At 54.3% G+C, this 19,007-nt stretch carries 20 protein-coding genes; 13 read left to right on the forward strand and 7 right to left on the reverse strand.

The window, feature by feature from the left end; translation table 11 throughout:
* Positions 1 to 23: 23 nt before the first annotated feature.
* From AB1S56_RS12015 to AB1S56_RS12025, 3 genes are all read right to left on the reverse strand, one after another.
* Positions 24 to 419, reverse strand: a complete 396-nt coding sequence (locus tag AB1S56_RS12015) for a hypothetical protein (RefSeq protein ID WP_340867525.1) — start codon at positions 417 to 419, stop codon at positions 24 to 26.
* 305 nt (positions 420 to 724) lie between these two features.
* Positions 725 to 1,822 carry a nitric oxide synthase oxygenase gene (locus AB1S56_RS12020; RefSeq protein ID WP_340867524.1) on the reverse strand — a complete coding sequence of 366 codons (1,098 nt, stop codon included), beginning with the start codon at positions 1,820 to 1,822 and terminating at the stop codon, positions 725 to 727.
* Position 1,823: 1 nt separating this feature from the next.
* Entirely contained in the window at positions 1,824 to 3,098 is a 1,275-nt protein-coding gene (locus AB1S56_RS12025; protein WP_340867523.1) for a serine hydrolase domain-containing protein, read from the reverse strand.
* A gap of 132 nt (positions 3,099 to 3,230) precedes the next feature.
* Between AB1S56_RS12025 and AB1S56_RS12030 the strand changes: the two genes are divergently transcribed.
* The 5 genes from AB1S56_RS12030 (at position 3,231) to AB1S56_RS12050 (ending at position 8,438) form a co-directional block, all read left to right on the forward strand.
* Positions 3,231 to 4,289, forward strand: coding sequence for a phosphotransferase (locus AB1S56_RS12030; protein WP_340867522.1), 1,059 nt, complete (start codon positions 3,231 to 3,233; stop codon positions 4,287 to 4,289).
* Positions 4,290 to 4,403: 114 nt separating this feature from the next.
* A complete protein-coding gene (locus tag AB1S56_RS12035; protein WP_340867521.1) occupies positions 4,404 to 5,954 on the forward strand; it encodes a spore germination protein in 1,551 nt (516 codons plus the stop codon).
* Positions 5,955 to 5,985: 31 nt separating this feature from the next.
* Positions 5,986 to 7,095 carry an endospore germination permease gene (locus AB1S56_RS12040; protein ID WP_340867520.1) on the forward strand — a complete coding sequence of 370 codons (1,110 nt, stop codon included), beginning with the start codon at positions 5,986 to 5,988 and terminating at the stop codon, positions 7,093 to 7,095.
* Positions 7,088 to 8,287 (forward strand): Ger(x)C family spore germination protein, encoded by a 1,200-nt coding sequence (locus AB1S56_RS12045; protein ID WP_340867519.1) that lies wholly within the window; start codon positions 7,088 to 7,090, stop codon positions 8,285 to 8,287. Before AB1S56_RS12040 ends, AB1S56_RS12045 begins: the two co-directional genes overlap by 8 nt.
* A 7-nt stretch (positions 8,288 to 8,294) precedes the next feature.
* On the forward strand, positions 8,295 to 8,438 hold the full coding sequence (locus tag AB1S56_RS12050; protein WP_340867518.1) for a hypothetical protein: 144 nt from the start codon (positions 8,295 to 8,297) through the stop codon (positions 8,436 to 8,438).
* Between the two features lie 68 nt (positions 8,439 to 8,506).
* Here AB1S56_RS12050 and AB1S56_RS12055 read toward each other — a convergent pair whose 3' ends face one another.
* Positions 8,507 to 10,435, reverse strand: a complete 1,929-nt coding sequence (locus tag AB1S56_RS12055) for a glycosyl hydrolase family 18 protein (protein ID WP_340867516.1) — start codon at positions 10,433 to 10,435, stop codon at positions 8,507 to 8,509.
* Positions 10,436 to 10,580: 145 nt separating this feature from the next.
* On the opposite strand from AB1S56_RS12055, the gene AB1S56_RS12060 reads away from it, so the two are divergent.
* The gene (locus AB1S56_RS12060) at positions 10,581 to 10,898 is read left to right on the forward strand and encodes a hypothetical protein (protein ID WP_340867514.1); all 318 of its coding nucleotides are present in this window, start codon (positions 10,581 to 10,583) and stop codon (positions 10,896 to 10,898) included.
* 76 nt (positions 10,899 to 10,974) lie between these two features.
* On the opposite strand, the gene AB1S56_RS12065 is transcribed toward AB1S56_RS12060, so the two are convergent.
* Together AB1S56_RS12065 and AB1S56_RS12070 are read right to left on the reverse strand one after the other, a co-directional pair.
* Positions 10,975 to 11,262: a DUF2653 family protein gene (locus AB1S56_RS12065; RefSeq protein ID WP_340867512.1), complete on the reverse strand. Its 288-nt coding sequence runs from the start codon at positions 11,260 to 11,262 to the stop codon at positions 10,975 to 10,977.
* Positions 11,263 to 11,267: 5 nt separating this feature from the next.
* Complete coding sequence (locus AB1S56_RS12070; protein WP_340867511.1) at positions 11,268 to 11,696, reverse strand: hypothetical protein; 429 nt, start codon at positions 11,694 to 11,696, stop codon at positions 11,268 to 11,270.
* 115 nt (positions 11,697 to 11,811) lie between these two features.
* On the opposite strand from AB1S56_RS12070, the gene AB1S56_RS12075 reads away from it, so the two are divergent.
* Complete coding sequence (locus AB1S56_RS12075) at positions 11,812 to 12,342, forward strand: DUF309 domain-containing protein (protein ID WP_340867509.1); 531 nt, start codon at positions 11,812 to 11,814, stop codon at positions 12,340 to 12,342.
* 24 nt (positions 12,343 to 12,366) lie between these two features.
* On the opposite strand, the gene AB1S56_RS12080 is transcribed toward AB1S56_RS12075, so the two are convergent.
* Positions 12,367 to 12,684: an iron-sulfur cluster biosynthesis family protein gene (locus tag AB1S56_RS12080; RefSeq protein WP_340867507.1), complete on the reverse strand. Its 318-nt coding sequence runs from the start codon at positions 12,682 to 12,684 to the stop codon at positions 12,367 to 12,369.
* Between the two features lie 128 nt (positions 12,685 to 12,812).
* Between AB1S56_RS12080 and AB1S56_RS12085 the strand changes: the two genes are divergently transcribed.
* From AB1S56_RS12085 to AB1S56_RS12110, 6 genes are all read left to right on the forward strand, one after another.
* On the forward strand, positions 12,813 to 14,333 hold the full coding sequence (locus AB1S56_RS12085; RefSeq protein WP_340867506.1) for a carboxypeptidase M32: 1,521 nt from the start codon (positions 12,813 to 12,815) through the stop codon (positions 14,331 to 14,333).
* Between the two features lie 151 nt (positions 14,334 to 14,484).
* Entirely contained in the window at positions 14,485 to 15,495 is a 1,011-nt protein-coding gene (locus AB1S56_RS12090) for an ABC transporter substrate-binding protein (protein WP_340867505.1), read from the forward strand.
* A 29-nt stretch (positions 15,496 to 15,524) separates the two neighbouring features.
* The gene (locus tag AB1S56_RS12095) at positions 15,525 to 16,322 is read left to right on the forward strand and encodes an ABC transporter ATP-binding protein (RefSeq protein WP_340867504.1); all 798 of its coding nucleotides are present in this window, start codon (positions 15,525 to 15,527) and stop codon (positions 16,320 to 16,322) included.
* Positions 16,323 to 16,395: 73 nt separating this feature from the next.
* The gene (locus AB1S56_RS12100; protein ID WP_340867994.1) at positions 16,396 to 17,193 is read left to right on the forward strand and encodes an ABC transporter permease; all 798 of its coding nucleotides are present in this window, start codon (positions 16,396 to 16,398) and stop codon (positions 17,191 to 17,193) included.
* A gap of 1 nt (position 17,194) precedes the next feature.
* On the forward strand, positions 17,195 to 18,208 hold the full coding sequence (locus AB1S56_RS12105; protein ID WP_340867503.1) for an aromatic acid exporter family protein: 1,014 nt from the start codon (positions 17,195 to 17,197) through the stop codon (positions 18,206 to 18,208).
* Between the two features lie 197 nt (positions 18,209 to 18,405).
* On the forward strand, positions 18,406 to 18,975 hold the full coding sequence (locus AB1S56_RS12110) for an outer spore coat protein CotE (RefSeq protein ID WP_340867502.1): 570 nt from the start codon (positions 18,406 to 18,408) through the stop codon (positions 18,973 to 18,975).
* Positions 18,976 to 19,007 lie beyond the last annotated feature (32 nt).

Below are 19,007 nucleotides of genomic sequence, written 5' to 3' on the forward strand. Positions count from 1 at the left end.
TGCCAATGCTGAAGCTCTTTCTGTTACCAGCAATAATACTTTTTCCACAAATCATAAGAATCAAGCTTAAGGTCATCCCACTTGAAGCTGTCCTTCCACCACTTGTTATCCTTCACCCAATCCCAGAAGTCGTCCTTATCGTATTTGCTGGTTCCCTTGTCCTTATCCTTGTCTTTGTTCTTGTCCTTGTCTTTGTCCTTATCTTTGTCTTTGTCCTTGCTGTAATCCTTGTTGTAATCGTAATGATACGAGCTGTATTTGTCGCCTGAGGATCCTCCGAACAGAGATAAGAGGGAGGAAAAAAAGCTCTTGTTCTGATCATTGCCATAGCTGGAATAACCGGACGCGAATGCCGACGCCGGGAAAGCGAGCAGCGCAAGCAGGGCGGTGAGTCCAATGACCCGTTTTAACATCTTCATCTCAAACACTCCCAGAAACTTTATTGAGAATCAGGTGTTCTCTATCAAGAATTTTACCGTATAGGACTCTCGTTGTAAATAAATTTTTCCAGTTTTAATTACAGTGAGGTTCAAAAAGTCCAGTTTTCAGCATCAAGAAGATCGGATGAAGCTAGGAACTGAGGAGCGGAGCGTAGTGGAAGCTACGTGAGCACCGGAAGTTTCGGCTGAATTCGATATTCGATGTCGAGTACGCTTCTTGATATGCTTCGTGATCAAAAGTGGAATTTTTGAACAGCCTTTTCCAAAAAAGAAAAAAGACCCTGTTAGGGTCTTAGGTCCTCACGATATAGGAATTGCGGCGAGCGTACCTCATCGACAAATCGTTTGTGAAACAACGGCGATTGAGAGGGGGACAGCGGCGGCACCAGCCATGACCATCTGCCTGTCGCCTCTCGACCGCAAGCCTGTTCGTTCTGCTCAAAGGTCATGAACTGCTGGGAGGCGGTATGATGGTCGACTATAGATACGCCATGCTTCCTGTAGGAATGAAGAACGGCAATATTCAGCTCGACTAACGCTCTGTCCTTCCATAAGGAAGAGTTCCGCGTTGTCTCGATACCGATGGCACGGGCCACCTCAGGCAATTGTCTGTATCTGGCCTCGTCAGCCAAATTGCGTGAGCCAATCTCGGTTCCCATATACCAGCCGTTAAATGGAGCTGCAGGATAATGGATGCCGCCGATCTCCAGTGTCATGTCCGATACAAAGGGGACGGCATACCACCGCAAGCCCAGCTCAGCAAATGCCGAATATTCCGGGTGCTCAAGCGGCACCTCCAGCGCGAGATGGTCGGGAATCGGGAACCATTGCGGCTTGTCGCCGCTGCCGCTTATGACGAGCGGAAGGATATCGTATGGCGTATAGCTTCCCGTCCAGTCCAATTGCTGGCACAGCCTTGTAAAGAGAAGGGAGGCCGGGTCGCCAAGCACGGCTCCGTCCGCTCCCTCATAGCCCGCATACCGGATGAGCTGATGATTCCATATACGGGGACCTTCATTGTTCTCCGTCGCTGGCGCGAATACCGTGATCATCGGCCTCACTCTTCCTCGGTTCGTGCCTTGCTCGAGATGCTGGAATAGGTACGATGCCATCTCCTCGGTGCTGCGCACATGCCTCGCATCCGTTACAGTCAGCGTGTCCCAGAACAGTCTGCCGATGCAGCGGTTGCTGTTGCGCCATGCAAGCTTGGCGCCATAGACCAACTCAAGTCCGGTATGCGTATAGGTGCCTGTATCGGCTATTTCATCCCGAATTTCGGCTATGCGGCCGGGCACAGCCTCATCAAAGCCTGTCTCCGCATAACAGAGGGTGATAAAGTCGGACGCTTGTTGAAGGATATGATGATTATTCCTATTCCCCATGTTATTCTCCCGATGTCCCTGATGACGTCCGCTTCTTCAGCCCTAGAAACGTCATGCGCCCTTCCTGATCCGGCTTGAACGTGTACGTGCGATCATGCCAAGCGTGGCGGAAGCTTGTCTCGGATAGAGGGTACATAGGATTCCGTTCGCGGCGGTTCCACTCCATATAATAGCCATTGTCGTCACGCTCGACAATCGCCTGGCAGCCAAAGCCCTCATACAAGCCGCTGAGCTCCTCGAAGACTTCCTTCGACAGCGCAAAGGAGGGAGGCGCTTCCGGCACACGGGCCTCTTCTCCGAAGACGATACCTGCCAGCTGCTCAGCGAGCCAGGTCACCGGGACAAAATCAAAATTGGACAATACGATAACCGTCAGCTCGTCATCGGGATAACGATGAAGCTCGCTGCGATAGCCGCGGTACGCGCCGCCATGGTAGATTCTTCGGCGGTTATGCTTGCGATCCAGGAACCAGCCCAGTCCATAGCCCGCCTCTTCGTCTCGCAGAATGGGGTCCAGAACGGATTGCGATAACGGCTTCTCCGTATACAGCGCTCCATCCCATAGCAGGAGATCGCGAGCCGTTGCGTACATGCCTCCAGCGGCATGCACAGCGCTCATATCAATATATTCAGAGGGTGCCAGCTCCACGCCGTTCGACTGATAGGCCGACGCCAGTCGGGGAATGATCCGTCTGCCGGTGATGATGCCGGAGTCTCGAAGGCTTAGCGGCTCCAATAGCCGGCTGTGGAGGAAGTCCTCGAAGCTGAGCCCCGACACATGCTCCACAATGAGCCCCAGCAGATAATACCCCGTATTATTGTAAGCAAAGGATTCGCCAGGCGGGAAGCTGCTTGGCTGCTCCTGAAGCAGCGCGAGGCTCCTCTCCCGCGACAGCGGCCACTTGTTCCAGTTGGCGTTGTAGGCCGGAAGGCTTGTGAAATTCGGCAGGCCGGACCGATGCTGGAGCAAATGACGAATGGTAACCGGCTCCTTGCGCTGGAAGCCCTGAATGTAATCGGCTGCCAAATCGTCCAGACGCAGCTTGCCCTCTTGAGCCAGAAGCATAACGGACATCGCCGTAAAGGATTTTGTAATTGACCAGATGCCAAAGCGGGTATCCTTGTCAATAGGAACCTCATGCTCCGCGCTAGCGAATCCAAAGGACTCTTCATACAGAATTTGGCCGCCAAGCGCGACTAATATATTACCGCTAAGCGGATATTGCTGCCGATAATCCAGCAGAAACCCGCCGATTCGATCTACTAACGTGGACATCCCATCTACCTCCTCAGAACTACATAGTATCATATGCGGGCTGGTGGACGCACTTCTGACGGTTTACCAGCGAGCATCTATACATTAAGCTTTATAGGAAGTCATATTGAACTGGAGCAGGTGATAAGCGAGATGGAGCATGCGTATAATCATGGAGCGCTGGAAGCGGAGACGATGCCAGCGATAGAGCGTCTGATGGCCCGTCATTGGCCGCAGTCAGCGGGCTATATAGAGCCGAAGTCCGGGGGCTGGAACAATTCTACCTATATCCTTCAAAGCGCGTCGGGACGATCGGTATTGCGCTTATATAATACGCATAGGGACTTGGATAAAATAACGTTCGAGCATTCCGTGCTGAAGTGTCTAGCGGGCAACGGGCTTTCCTTCTTTGTGCCGGAGCCGATTGAGTCGCGGGAGGGAGGAACAGTTGCCCGGGTGGAGGATGGCAGCGGGAGATTTGCGTGTCTTTTTCGTTTTATAGAAGGCGCCCCCGCGGAAGGGGACACGGCCGACTATGCCCGCTCTTTCGGGCAGGCCGCCGGTTCGTTAACCCTGGCGCTAGCGGAAGCGGACCCCGGCCTGCCGGCTGTCTATCCGCCTTACTATCGGCTGATGGAGGCGTACCCGGCCTGCAGTCCAGAGGCTGTGCGGGAATTTTGCCGCAGGCCGCCTGAGCCGTTCCAGCAGCTGGAGAAGGAGCTGGCCGTGCTGGAGGAGGCTTATACGCTTGCGACGATTTCACTGGAGGGATTGGAGAGGCTGCCTCATCAGCTGGTGCATGGTGATTTGAACGGCTCCAATCTGCTTCTGCAGTCTACCTCTCTTGATCAAGTAGAGGCGTTATTGGACTTTGAGTTCTGTACAAGAGATATCCGCGCCATGGAAGCGGCGGTCATCTTGTCCGGCATGCTCGGCGGGGGGAGGGAGCGCGAGGCGGTCCGTTTGTTCTGCGAAGGCTATGCCGAGGCGGTTCAGCTACTGCCAGAGGAGATCGACGCACTGCCGCTTCTGCTGAGACTTCGTATGGTGGACGTGTTCCTGCATTTCTTAAGCCGTTATTGGAACGGTACTGATCAAAGCCCGATTCTCATCCATCACATCAAGGAGCAGGCGGCCAGCTTAATGGAGCTGGAGAGCAAGGCTTGGCTTTCGGAAGAACTCCAGCTGCTGCGGAACCGGTACTTGGCTTAACAGCTGAGCACCGGTTTTTTTGTGCAACAATGGCGAGATTTGTCGAACGAAAGGTTATAAGGGGGAAAAATAGGAAATAACTGAAGGTACCTATTTCGGAAAGCGGTGCTTCCTATGGTCAGAAGACAATCCAATTTGGTGACGCAGCAAAATGTGCGGACGGGCAGCGACGACAACGAAAAGGATCGCCGTCCTCTATCCCGCCATCTGCAGCAAAACATCGATTACGTCCATTATCGTCTCCATTCGCCAGGCGATCTCATTACGAAGGAAATTGAGCTTGGTTCGACAGGGTTATCTTTGGTGCTCATGAGCCTGGACGGCATGATCGATAAAACGCTGGTGCAGCAATATGTCATGAAGCCCATCATCGCTTACGCCTCGAAGCTGGACACTGAAGCTGTTGAGCCGGAGCGCCTTGTCAAGCAGCTGAAGGACGAGGTGCTGCCATCAGAGGAGATTCTGTCCGTCTATCGCATGAATGACGTTCTGTACGCCATCTTGTCGGGCAATACTTGCCTGTTCTTGAACGGCACCGACCATGCGCTGATCATTGGGACAAAGGGCAGCCCCAAACGTTCGATTGAGGAGCCACAGACGGAATCGACGATCCGGGGGCCGAAGGATGGCTTCACGGAGGATATTCGAACAAACAGCGCGCTGATTCGCAAGCGGATCAAGGACCCCAATCTGCGGATGGACTCCTATCTTATCGGACGCGTCTCGAAGCGGGAGGTGATGGTCGCTTACATGCAGGACATCGTAAACCCGAAGCTGGTGGAGGAGGTGAAAAAGCGGCTGAATTCGATCGAAATTGATGATGTCGAGGGCTCGGGCTATATTGAGCAATGGATCGCGGACAGCTTTCTGTCGCCGTTTCCACAAATTCTGAATACGGAGCGTCCGGACCGATTCGCCTCCTCCCTCTTGCAAGGGAAGGTTGGACTGATCGTAGACGGCACGCCCTTCCAGCTCATTATGCCCATCAGCATTTCCGATGCCTTCAAGTCGCCGGAGGACTATTATCAGCATTGGCTGGTGTCTTCCTTGATTCGGGCATTGAGGTATATATCCATCTTCATTGCCACATTCCTGCCCGGCTTTTATATCTCACTGGCGGAATATCATCACGGCATGATACCATCCAACATTGCGTTTTCGATTGCTTCGGCGCGGGAGGGAGTGCCGTTCCCCGTCTTCATTGAAGCCATGCTGATGGAGGCGACACTCGAAATCTTAAGGGAGGCCGGCGTGCGGCTCCCGAAGCCAATCGGACAGACGATCGGCATCGTCGGCGGTCTGGTCATCGGTGAAGCGGCTGTATCTGCAGGCCTAGTCAGTCCTGTTATGGTTATTGTCGTAGCGGTGACGGCTATCGCATCCTTCACGCTGCCCTCGTATTCCTTCGGCATCGTGACGCGCATTTTACGGTTTTTTATTATGATGCTGGCCGCTGTGCTTGGTTTGTTCGGCGTCATTCTGGGATTTCTGATCATTTGCATCCACCTAGTCAATTTGAAGAGCTTTGGCTTGCCTTATATGGCGCCAATCTCGCCTTTGCTGCCTTCCGATTGGAAGGACCTTGTGCTGAGAGCTCCGGTAACCTTTATCCGCAAGCGTCCGGAAATGCTTCAAACCGAAAACAAAAAACGAATGGACGACTAAGTCGCCCTAGGCAGGAGGCTGGCAATCCGTTATGAGTAATCGTAATTGGGAGTATGGAGATGAATATATCGGGGGGAAGGAGATGGTATTCACAACCAGCTCCGTTATGATTGGCGTTGGCATCCTGACGCTGCCTCGAACGATTGCCCTGTCCACGAGCGCCTCGGATGGCTGGGTTTCCATCCTGCTGGCAGGAGCCATCGCCATGCTGATCGCGTGGGTGCTAGCCAGGCTAAGCACCCGATTCCGCAACCGCACGTTTCTTGAATATACATCGGATGTTGCCACCAAGCCTGTCTCATGGTTCGTTGGCGGCATGTTCGCTATTTATTTTTTGCTCTTCAGCGCCTATATTACGCGATCCGTCTCGGAGATGACCAAACAATACCTGTTCGACAGGACCCCTCTGGAGGTTATCTCATTATGCTTTATGCTGATCGTTGTGTATGCCGTTGCCGGCTCTCGCACCGGGCTTGTGCGATTAACGGTCCTGTTTCTGCCATTTGTGATTGTGGTCACCCTGGTGTTCCTGCTGCTCAGCATTAATTTGTTCGAGGTCAGCAAGCTAATGCCGTTGTTTCATTCGGATTGGCAGTCCATTTTACAGGGCTCCCAGAAATCCATATTTTCGTTCTTGGGCTTTGAGGTGCTGCTTTTCTACAATTCGCTGATGCGGAAGCCAGACAAAACGCCGAAACTTGCCATTATTAGTGTGGGTCTGCCCGTCACCCTCTATATCTTGATCTATGTGTTCACCATAGGCGTATTCTCCAACGAGGTGACACGCAACATTATGTATCCGACGCTGGAGCTGGCCCGCGAGGTTACGGTGCCTGGTGAATTTTTTGAGCGGCTGGAGTCGTTATTCCTCACATTCTGGATTGTCTCGATCTTCACAACATCCGCCATTTCGATGGATGTAACGGTGCAGTCGCTGTGCTTCTTCACAAAGCTGAACAAACGGAAGCTCCTATACATCCTTGCTCCTATCATCTATCTGATTTCCATGGCGCCGCAAAATATAGTGCAGCTGTCCAACCTGAGCATGCTGATCAGCTATATGGGCTTGCTGACGGCTATCGTCATCCCTCTGCTGTTGTTCGCTATTGTCAAGCTGCGGGAGGCGACTGGACATGGCTAGACGATTCATGCTGGTTACCGCATTGTTATATGCTATGCTTCCGTTGGCGGGCTGCTGGGATCAGATGGAGCTGGAGCAGAGGGGATTTGTGATTGGGGTGGCGATTGATGAAGGCGTGACGAAGCCGGAGGAGCTAAGAGGGGGCAAGCAGAGCTTCCGCGTTACGTTCCAGGAGGTCATACCGGCGGGACTGAAGGATACGGGGCAATCGGGCGAATCGCTGGCTGGCAAATCGTATTTCAATATTACACTTGAAGGGCAAACCATGCTGTCCATCATCGCGCAGATGTCCTTAATGACCAGCCGATCACCGTTTTTTGAGCATTTGAAGCTGGTTATCGTATCCGAGAAGGTGGCGAGAACGGAATATGGCTTCGCGAATGTTCTGGATTATTTCCTCCGAAACAATGATGCCCGCCGCAATGTATCCATTATGGTATCCAAGGGGGAAGCGAAGTCGGTGCTGGATACGATGCCGCAGGGGGAAAAAACGCCCGTGCAATTTGTCCAGTCGATCTCAAAAAATCAGGATAGCTATCGGATGGTGCCGGAGACTCGGTTAGGTGATGTTCATGAATATTTGCTCAAACAGGAAAGCTTTGTTGTGCAGAAGGTGACGACAAGAGACAATTATATATCGTTGATCGGCGCAGCGATTATGGATGGAGATGATAACAAGCTGGTTGGTATGCTGGATGAAAAAGAAACGGAGGGCTACAACTATCTCTATAAGGGCATTAAGGGCGGTGTGCTGGAGGTGCCGGTCAATGACAATCTTGTTGTATTCAAGGTAGAAAGAGTTGAACGGAAAGTCACTGCGGATGTATCCAATCCCGAGCGGCTGAAATTCGCCATCGAGCTGGATGTGGAGGGAAGTATGCTGGAGGCGTATGAGCGGCTCGACTATCTGAGTGACATGACGATTGCTGACCTGCAGGACCGCGTAACGGAATCCATTCATGAAGTGGTTGATGATACAATCAATAAAACGCAGAAGGAAGTCAAAAAGGATGTGCTGGGATTGGGCGTATACCTGAAGGAGCGTCATCCCAAGGTATGGGATCAGGTGCGCGATGACTGGGATACGGGAGCCAATTATTTTGCCGCCAGCGCAATCGAGGTGAAGACGGTCGTCAGCTTAAGACGAATTGGCTCCGTCAACAATACAGAGGCACGTGATGGAGAGGGGTAAGCTTGTTATGCCATCTATAGGTCAAGTCCCTTCGGGGCTTAGCTTTGTATGCGCCGTTCTGGTGCTGCTTGTGCCGCTTGCCTGTCATTTGATGGTGGATCAATTAACCAAGCACGGCAATCCACCGTGGAAGAAACGCCGCGAACGTTGAGTCTTGATGGTTCTTCAAGACGCCAGCAGCCCCTGCCCGCATGAACGGGACTGGGGCTGCTTCTGCCTTTAGCCGGCTTTGGCGCGGAGGAGCTTTGTCCACAGCTCGGCGTCTTCATAGCCGAGGCGCCAGAAGGCGACGCCGGCCAGATCGTATTTGGCCGCAATCGCGACCCGCTTCAGCACGGTATCATGCGTTTCCGCCCAGAAGACATGCGTATAGCCGTCCTTGGTATACGTATATTTGTTCTGGCCGGATTCCGGGTCGAATTGAGCGGTTGCGTTGTGCTTCACTATAAGCTCGGGCAGGTCCTTCATGAGAATAGCCCGATTGTCGATCAGCTTGCCTGCAGCATCGATACGCCACTCCCGCACATAGAACGGGATGCCCAGCATTAGCTTGCTGCGAGGAATGCCGTAATTCAAATATTGGAGCACCCCTTTTTCAGTCCAGCCGAGCCCAGCGACGGAGCCAGGCTCCTTGCTGCCTCGCCAATGCTCGTCATAAGCCATAATGATGACGGTATCGACAATTGCGCCAATAGCGGCATGATCGTAAGCCGTCCGATGATTCCAGGCGGCGTCGCCGCGAGGCAGATCAATGGATACCTTCAGTCCCTTGGCATGAGCCGCCGTGGTCAGCTCCTTCACGAAGCCGGTATACGCCGCCCGGTCAGCGGCGGCCACCTCTTCGAAGTCGAGGTTAATGCCGTAGACGCCAAGCGCTGCTGACTTGCCGACGAGACGGGCAACAAATGCCGCACGGGCTTCGGCGCTGCTCAAAAACGCGGTCGTCAGCGTTCGATCGAAGCCATTATGGACGAGCGGGGTTACAAGGATGCCTTGCTCCTTCAACGCCTTGACAATAGCCGCATCCGAGGTGTCCTTCATTTCGCCGTCCGCGCTTGTCAGCTCGAACCAGGTGGGGGAGTCTATAGACAAGCCCTGCGTATTGGCGACGTGGCTTATAATCGTCTGGCTGCCGCCGCTGCCGTTCCAGCCGAGAAGCGTCAACGATTTGGCGTTGCTCCACAGCCTGCGGCCGTCTAATGTCCGGATCGAGCTGTTCGCATAAGCTTTGGCATAGGTTAATGCGGATGATAGCGTATGGAAGGCTTTAATTTTTTTGTCGCCCTGGAATACCTCGAGATAGGGATAGCTGGACCAAAGCGATCTGCCGTCCTGCAGCACCTCGGCATTCGCCAGCGTCTTGGCGTATGCGACAGCGGGCTCCAAACCGATATAGGAGCGGATCAGCTTGCCATTCTGGCGTACCTCGTAGGCAGGAATATTGGAATAGACGACCTTTCCCTTGGAGGCATTCACAATCTGGCTATTGGGCAGCTGGGAGGACGCTGCAACAGCCTCCTTCAAGAAGGAATAAGCCGCTGTATCCGGAATCGGCTCGCCGTCACGCAGAAGCTGGTAGACGGGGGCCGCCGCCTGCTGGGCCGCCGTCTGAGCGGCCGTCAGGTTGTCCCATACCCAAGCATTCGTGGACAGCTCGATAATATGAGCGTTCGACCACTTTCTAGCTTCCTTCTTGGCGTCGTCAAGCGTACGGTATTCCCATTCCGGCAAGGTGATGTCGCCTTGATAGAGTCGGTATCTCGTATACGTCTCGTAGCTCCAGCCTGTCCCCTGCAAATCCCTGACATAAGCATTATTCATAGCTCGTGCGATGGCGACCGCCTGATCATAGCTGCGAAACTCCCACTTGGCAAGCGAGCTGCCATTCGCATATACCTTGTACCGGGGGAAGTTGTCCCACAGCCATCTCCGGTCGGCAATCGTCTCGACATGGCTGTAAGCGAACCCTCCGGCGTACTTAATGGCATCGGCTTCCGTCGTAAATTCCTTCAGCGGCTTGTCGTTCTGATACACCCGGAATTTGGTCATGCCGGCCCCCTGAGCGGCCGATGCGGATTGCCCAGCCGGCGCAGCGAACGCAGCAAGCAGCGTAACCACCATAGCCAGGAGCATAAATTTGTTTCTCATGGTTGTACCTATTCCCTCCCTCATCTAGTCATCTATTAGACGCAAATAACTAGAGGGAGTTGCGAGATAGAGGTTTTCCAAAAGATGAAAATGGATCTATCTTTATTATTTTTACAGATATATACTATTGAAGGAGGTGTAAGGAATGTTAATGGAGGAAGAAGTCATACCCCTTTTAAGATGGGGATTTATTTCAGTGATGGGTGCTGTCTTGATCCTGGTTATCCGCTTAATAGCCAAATATAAAAAGTCAGGCTACAAGTGGATTTTGGCACATTTGGTGTTGTTCTCATGGGGAGCGTTGAGCTGGATAAAGGTTTTGGAAACACGAGCAACCTCCAGTTCAATCCATAACTCCTTAACCATTGCGGGGATAGGTGTAATCTGGGCAATCAGCATGATGTGCATGAGTAGAGGATTGCTGCTATTGAGCCGCCCCCCGAGCCCCTCAAAAGATGAGTAGAATAGAAATGGCTAAAACAGCAAAACATCCCGCTTCCGCTAGGGAAGGGGATGTTAGGAGTCCTATAATAGAGCTATTAATCGGGGAATTCGGCCCAGAACTGCTCAGCCTCTTCATCGATGCCGAGAGAGATGTCGGAACGGAAGACGCGGCGGTTATAATGGGTGAACGCGTATTGCTCGATGGCCTCCAACAAATTCGTTTCAATCAAATATTGGCTGCGGCCCGCGATCCACATCTCCGCAGTAATGCCGTATTCCTCATCGTAGCTCATCTGCACTTCGACCTCGTTCGGGCGAATGCCCCGACGGTCCGCCGCGTTGAAGCAGATTGCGTTAATGATTTCGTCCGTATAGATTCTCACAATGACTATGGTCTCCGGCTATCTGGCGTATTGTTCTGATTCTTCTTGCTCTTCAGGTATACGTATCCGACTCGGATCAGCATAATAAGAGCAAAAATCGCCAGCAGATTAATGAGCAGGCCGAAGATTTCGCCCATAGCGCCCATTTCCGCAAACATGCCGCTGAACAGCAGGCCAGCCAGACCGCCGATCATAAGGCCTTTCATCAGGCCGCTGCCGCCGTAGAGCGGCTTATTCGCTGCGCCTGTTGTCGCGCCTGTTCCCGTACCCGTCTTGGTGCCGGGATTGCTCTGGGACACATTATCGGTTTTTTTGGAATCCGTAACGCTCTGCTTTGGCGATTTGAACCCTCCGCGCTTGGCGTCCGCTGTTTGTCCAAAGCTTAAGCCTAGGAACAGCGCTAATGCGAGCATAACAAGAAATCCTTTTTTCATTGTTCTCTTTCTCCTTCTTCTTATGGTGTGGGTCTATTGCTAACGTCATGTAATACGGCTAAGATGGACAAAGGTTTCATCGTACTCAAAAATATTTTGTGGCGGAGGTGAAGGCTTGCCTTATCCTGATGCTTATATTGCCTATTTAGTGGAATTTCATGCAACACGCGATTATTTCGAATGCCACGAGCTGCTGGAGGAGTATTGGAAGAACCACGCGGATGATGGGCTAGGCGACCTGTGGGTCGGACTGATCCAGACGGCTGTCGGCCAATATCATGAGCGAAGGGGCAATCGGCGGGGCGCGGCCAAGATGTATCGTCAAGCTGCAGCCAAGCTCAGCGACCTTCCGCTGGAAGCATTCGGAATCGACTCATTCTCGCTGCTGCGACAGCTGGAGGAGCGGCTTGCTGTCTGCCAATCGGAGCCTGGCGAGCGTCCCTATGAGGACATGGAGATAACGCTGACAGACGAGAAGCTTAGGGCGTTGTGCGAGGCCGCGTGCAAGGAGCGCGGCTTAGTCTGGGGAGCATCCAGCTCCCAGATTGCGGAGGAGATTGTTCATCGCCATCTGACGCGCGACAGGAGTGAGGTTGTGCGCGCAAGAGAAGCGGCTTGGCGAGCAAGAAGAGAAAGGAACGGATAGTGAAGCCCATCCGTCCCTTGGCGATTATGGATGCAAGCGCATCAGCGTCGTATAGGTCTGATTGTCGCTCTTCAGGCTGAAGGCGCCCGAGCTCTCCCGGTAATCGATCTTCAGACGAGGCTCATAGAACACCTCATGCCTCGGCTCATAAAGAAACGGAAAGGGATCGCCTTCGGCCATCTTGTCGTCCACGCCGGCCTCGGCCACAAGCTGCAGCGCAGGCACGCCGCTCATGACGCAGCCGCAGCCCTCGGTATCATGCAGCAGCTTGAGCTGTCTGGACCCGTCCGCAAGCAGCGGAGCCAGCTTACGCACAGCGGCTTCGCTAAAGGTAATATGCATTTTCGTTCACTCCTCCGGTTGTTGCGAATGTCATGCTGGCAGGTTTAGTATGATTATAGGGAGAGCGGGCCGCAAGATCAAGGCTTGCCCCCGATAATACCTCTATACAGAAAGGCGGTTTCACAACGATGACGAACACAGCTTCAACCACAAATCAGCTGCAAGCCTTCCGCTCGGCCATACATAAGATCAAAAGCTATGAGGAGGCGCTTGGGCTGCTCTACTGGGATCTGCGCACAGGCGCGCCTCGCAAGGGCATGGACACCCGCTCCGAATCCATCGGCATGCTGTCGGGCGAGATGTTCAAGCTGTCCACTTCACCGGAGCTTGGCGAATGGCTGAACGTGCTGGAGGAGCCAGCCGCATTCCATCAGCTGTCCGAGATTGACCAGCGGCTTGTAACAGAAACCCGCAAATCCTACGACCGCAGCGTCAACATACCGCCCAAGCTATATCAGGAATATGTGGTTGCGGCGGCGCAATCGGAGACGAAGTGGGAGGAGGCGAAGGGGCAGAACGACTTCGAGAGCTTCCGGCCTTATCTGGAGCAAGTCATTTCCTACACGAATCAATTTATTGATTTATGGGGAGCCAAGGCTACACGGTATGATACGCTGCTGGACCAATACGAGCCAGGCATGACGGTCAGCCAGCTTGATGCCGTGTTCGGAGGGCTTCGCGACCAGCTTGTGCCGCTGTCAGCCGCGATTGCGGCTTCCCCGCATCAGCCGGAAACCTCGTTCCTGGATCAGCGCTTTGACATAGCCGCACAGCAATCATTCAGCCTCTATATGCTGGAGCAGATGGGCTACGATTTCGAAGCGGGCCGTCTGGACCAAAGCGCGCATCCATTCGCGACAGGACTGAATCGAGGCGATGTCCGCATTACGACACGTTATCTGGAGAATGACGTGACCAGCGCTCTGTTCGGTACGATTCATGAAGGCGGCCACGCCCTGTATGAGCAAAATATAATGCCAGAGCTGACGAACACGACGTTATGCACCGGCACATCCATGGGCATTCACGAATCCCAGTCCCGCTTCTGGGAAAATGTGATCGGACGCAGCCGTCCGTTCTGGGAGCGTTATTACGGCGAGCTGCAGCAGCGCTTCCCCGGCCAGCTGAATGTGACGGTTGACGAATTCTACCGAGGCAACAATATCGTCAAGCCGTCGCTTATTCGCATTGAAGCCGACGAGCTTACGTACAATCTCCATATTATTATTCGCTATGAGATTGAGAAGCTTATATTCAACGGCGGCGTCAAGGCTGCCGACCTGCCCGCTCTGTGGAATGACAAATATAAGGAATATCTCGGCATCACCCCTCCGACTGATGCGGAGGGCGTCCTGCAGGACGTCCATTGGTCAGGCGGGGCGTTCGGCTACTTCCCTTCCTACTCTCTTGGCAATATGTACGCCGCCCAATTCGCGGACACCATGGAGAAGGAGCTGTCCGGCATGTGGTCGCTTGTCGGCAAGGGCGAGCTGCATCCCATCAAGGAATGGCTGTCGGAGCGAATCTATCAGTACGGCAAGCTGCGCACGCCCGCCGAGCTGGTCATGAATGTGACGGGCAAGCCGCTTGATCCCCGTTATTTGGTCCAATATTTAACCCGAAAGTATACGGATATCTACAAGCTGTAAGCTGGACCCGGCCATCCGCCGGACCGAAGCCGCCGCAAGGCGCGCCGGTCCGGCTTTTTGCATTTCGTGCACGCTGCACAATCACCGCCCGTTCAGCGATCGCATAGGCTGATATACAACAAGAATTGAGAATAGTCGGGAGGAAAAGAGGATGAGCAAACGGACAATCGGCATGCTGCTGCTGGCGGTCATGCTGACAGCCGTAACCGCGTTGGCGGGCTGCGGCAAGAGCGATGCGGACAAGAAGCTGGTCCGCATCGGCGAGGTAACAAGATCGCTCTTCTACGCGCCGCAATACGTGGCGATCGAAAAGGGTTTTTTTGAAGAGGAAGGGCTGGACATTGAGCTGACAACTACGCCTGGCGGGGACAAGACGATGACGGCGCTGCTGTCCAACGCTATTGACGTCGCGCTTGTCGGCTCGGAGACGTCGATCTATGTGTACCAGCAGGGCGCGGAGGATCCCGTAATCAACTTCGCTCAGCTGACGCAGACAGACGGCACATTTCTTGTAGCGAGAGAGAAGCTGCAGAGCTTTGACTGGGAGTCGCTTAAGGGCTCTGTCTTTCTGGGACAGCGCAAAGGCGGAATGCCGCAGATGGCGGGAGAGTTCGCTATGAAGAAGCACGGCATTGATCCCCATGGCGACATGGAGCTGATTCAGAATGTCGACTTTGCGAACATTGCGCCGGCGTTCTCCTCCGGAACAGGCGATTATGTGCAGCTGTTCGAGCCGACAGCCTCGATATTCGAGAAGGAAGGCAAGGGTTATGTCGTTGCTTCCTTCGGAACGGAGAGCGGCCATCTGCCCTATACCGTGTTTATGAGCAAAAGCAGCTTTATCGAAGGCAATCCCGATACGATCCAGGCGTTTACGAATGCGGTTTATCGGGCGCAGCAATGGGTAGAGGCGAACGACGCGGAGGCGATCGCAGACGTCGTGCTGCCGTACTTTGAAAATGTGGAACGTGATATTCTGGTGAGCTCCATCGACCGTTACAAGCAGCAGGGCTCGTTCGCAAGCGATCCCATTGTAGATGAAGGAGAATGGAATAATCTGCTTGACGTCATTTCGTCTGCGGGAGAGCTGGAAGAGCGAACAGCGCATAGCGTGCTCGTGAATACAGAGTTTGCCGAACAAGCGATTGCCGGTGGGGAGTAGTCCGGCAGTCTGCAGGAGGAGGACATGAAATGAAGGACTCGACGGCGCTTGCGCTTAGACGGCTCTCTCATGTCTACGTGAGCGACAAAGGCGCATCGCTGGCGGTGGAGGGCATCGAGCTGGCGGTGGCGCCAGGCGAATTCGTCAGCCTGGTCGGTCCCAGCGGCTGCGGCAAAACGACGCTGCTCAGCCTGCTGGCGGGATTATTCCCTCCAACCTCGGGTGAAGTGTGGCTTGGAGGGGAGAAGGTGAGCGGGCCGTCGCCGAAGGTTGGCTATATGCTGCAGCAGGATTATTTGTTCCCATGGCGGACCATTCGCGATAACGCGGCGGTCGGACTGGAGATTCAGGGAACCAAATCGGCAGATACGATGAAGAAGGTAGAGGGCTGGCTGGAGGAGCTGGGCTTAGGGGGCGCAGGCTCACGTTATCCCCATGAGCTGTCGGGCGGGATGCGCCAGCGGGTCGCCCTGGCCCGTACGCTGGTGACGGAGCCGGAGGTGCTTCTGCTTGACGAGCCGTTCTCCGCACTGGATCTTCATATTAAGATGCAGCTGGAGGCTATTGTGGTGGAGACGCTCCGCAAGCTGGGCAAGACGGCTGTGCTGGTGACGCATGACTTGTCGGAAGCCGCGGCGATGAGCGACAGGGTTGTTGTATTGGGACGCAACCCCGGCCATATTCGCAAGATTATCGCCATCCCGGAGCCGATTCGGGCCGCAGATCCCATCGCTGCCCGCAAGCTGCCGGGCTTCCAGGAGCTGTTCGAGGCGCTCTGGTCGGAGCTGGACGCCGTCGACGGGAAGGGAGGGGAGTCGCATGCGTAACGACACCGGCGCGAGGGCAAGCGATAACGGAAGAGCGGAGGTGTCGGGCATACAGGAGGACCGCAGCGCTCTGATGGAGGAGCTGTACGCCAAGCATAAGCGGAGCGCGCGGCACACGTCGATTGCGGCGCTGATGACCCAGATCGGCATCTTGGTCATCTTCCTTGGGCTGTGGGAAGCCGCTGGCCGCAGCAAATGGATCGATCCGCTGCTGTTCAGCTTTCCGTCCAAGCTGGCGGATCAGCTGTGGCGAACGATGGTAGACGGCTCGCTGTGGCCGCATGTCGGCGCAACCGTCATGGAGACGATTGCCGGGTTTGCGCTTGGCACGCTGGTTGGCACCGTGCTGGCTGCTTTGTTGTGGTGGTTCCCATTCCTGTCGCGGGTGCTCGACCCTTATCTGGTCGTTATGAACAGCATGCCGAAGGTGGCGCTTGGCCCCATCTTTATTGTTGGGCTTGGCCCGGGCTTCGCGTCTATCGTGGCGATTACGCTAATGGTCACCGTGATCATCACCACCATTAATATTTACAATCGGTTCCGCGAAATCGACAGCGGCTATATCAAGGTGGTCCGGTTGTTCGGGGCGTCGAGGCTTCAGCTGTTCCGGCTGGTCATTCTGCCGGGCTCCTTCCCCGTTATTATCGCAACCTTGAAGGTGAATGTGGGTCTGGCGTGGGTCGGCGTCATCGTGGGAGAATTTCTGGTGGCGAAGATTGGCCTCGGCTATCAAATTATATATGGCTTCCAGGTGTTCAACTTTACGCTTGTCCTGTCCAGTCTCGTAGTGATCGGCGTGGTGGCGACAATGATGTACCAGCTGGTCGCGTGGCTGGAGAAGCGGTTGACGGAGGGCTGGCGGGAGCGGTAGGATGGGGAAGGTGTTCCATCCTAATGAGAAGCCGAGGTTGTTGCATATGGGCATTCGAGTCATTAAAACCGCGATCGCCGCGATTGCGGCGATCTATACCGCCATCTATCTGGAGCTGTCCCCTGCGCTGTCCGCAGGCATTCTGGCGATTCTGGGCGTCGAGGTGACGCGAATGAAAGGTCTCAGGAGCGCCGTCGTTCGGTTTGTCGCGTCGGTGCTGGGGCTTTTTTTTGCATCTCTTATCTTTACGCTGCTGGGCTTCCATCATTGGGTCGTGGCGATTTTTATCATGATCACCTTCCCCATTCTGGCCCGCTTTCAGCTCAAGGACGGCATACTGACAAGCTCGGTAATCGTATTCCAGCTCTTCTCGTTCGGAGAGGTTACCGCCGCCATTATCGGCAACGAAATGCTGCTGCTGCTCGTTGGCCTGGGTTGGGCCACTGCGATCAACTTCCTCTACATGCCTAAGGACGAGAAGGGGCTGGAGGCGATCCGAGCCCGTCTGGAGGAGGATTTCAGCACCATCTTCCGGGAGATGGCGCGCACGCTGCGGAACCCGGAGCATCTATGGAACGGCGGCGAGCTGCTGAGTGCGCACGGCATAATCGAGCAGGGTGCGCAGCGCTCCGTCCGTAATCGGGAGAATCGTATATGGAGCCACGAAACCTATTGGCCAACGTACTTCGAGATGCGCGGACAGCAGCTGTATTCCATTCAGCAGATGCTTGAGGAGCTGTCGCTCGTGTATGAGAAATGGCCGCAGGGCGAGCTGATCGCGGAGCTGCTGGACCAACTGGCGGACGATGTGAAGTCGGAGGTGTATCAGGGGCGGACGGAGCAGATGGTGTTCGAGCTGATGCGATCGTTCCGCGGGATGGAGCTGCCTCATACCCGGGAGGAGTTTGAGGTTCGCGCGGCGCTGTTCACCCTGCTGCACGAGGTAGACCGTTATTTGAGCATCGCCAGGCGGCTGAAGAAGAAGGGTGACGCCATGGAGACCCAGCCCGCTTAGGTCTCGTTCATATTTGCTCCCGCGCTCACATATAGATGAACCATAACGACAGAGGGTTCAGCCGTGCCATCGGATTTCAGCTATAGGGCGCAGGAGGGCATGTAAAATAAATTTGCTTTGATGAACTCGTTTAATCAACAAACGCCTATGACCTGCATACACTTTAATTGAATGATTGTGTGGAGGAGGTTAAAGCAATGACTATTGCAGATAAACAGCTACAGTGCAGAGAAATTATTACGAAAGCTGTCTGCGGCAAAGGTCGTAAGTTTTCCACTGTAACCCATACCGTAACACCGCCTCACCATCCGACCAGCATTCTGGGCGCATGGATTATCAACCATCAGTATGAAGCGGTTCGTTCGGGCGACGGTATTGAGGTTATTGGTACTTACGATATCAACATCTGGTATTCGTATAACAAAAACTCGCAAACGGAAGTGGCCAAGGAATCTGTTCAATTCGTCGAAAATGTCCCGCTTTCGTATGTAGACCCGAAGCATAGGGCTTCCACGGAAGAGGTGTCCGCGGAGGTGCTGCAGGAGCCGAACTGCATCGAGGCGAACATTTCGTCGAACGGCGCCAGCGTTATCGTCCGCGTCGAGCGCGAGTTCGCGGTGGAGATGATCGCCGAGACCAAGGTTTGCGTAGCCGTTGTACCGGGCGGCTGCAATGATCTCGACGACAAGGATCTGGACTTCGGCGGAGCCGACGACGACGAGGATTACGAGGATCTCGACGCCGATCTGCTGGACGACGAGCTGTAAGGCGATTCATCCTCCGCTCTGCAGGGCGGATA

Source organism: Paenibacillus sp. PL2-23, from assembly GCF_040834005.1.
Taxonomy (GTDB): Bacteria; Bacillota; Bacilli; order Paenibacillales; family Paenibacillaceae; genus Pristimantibacillus.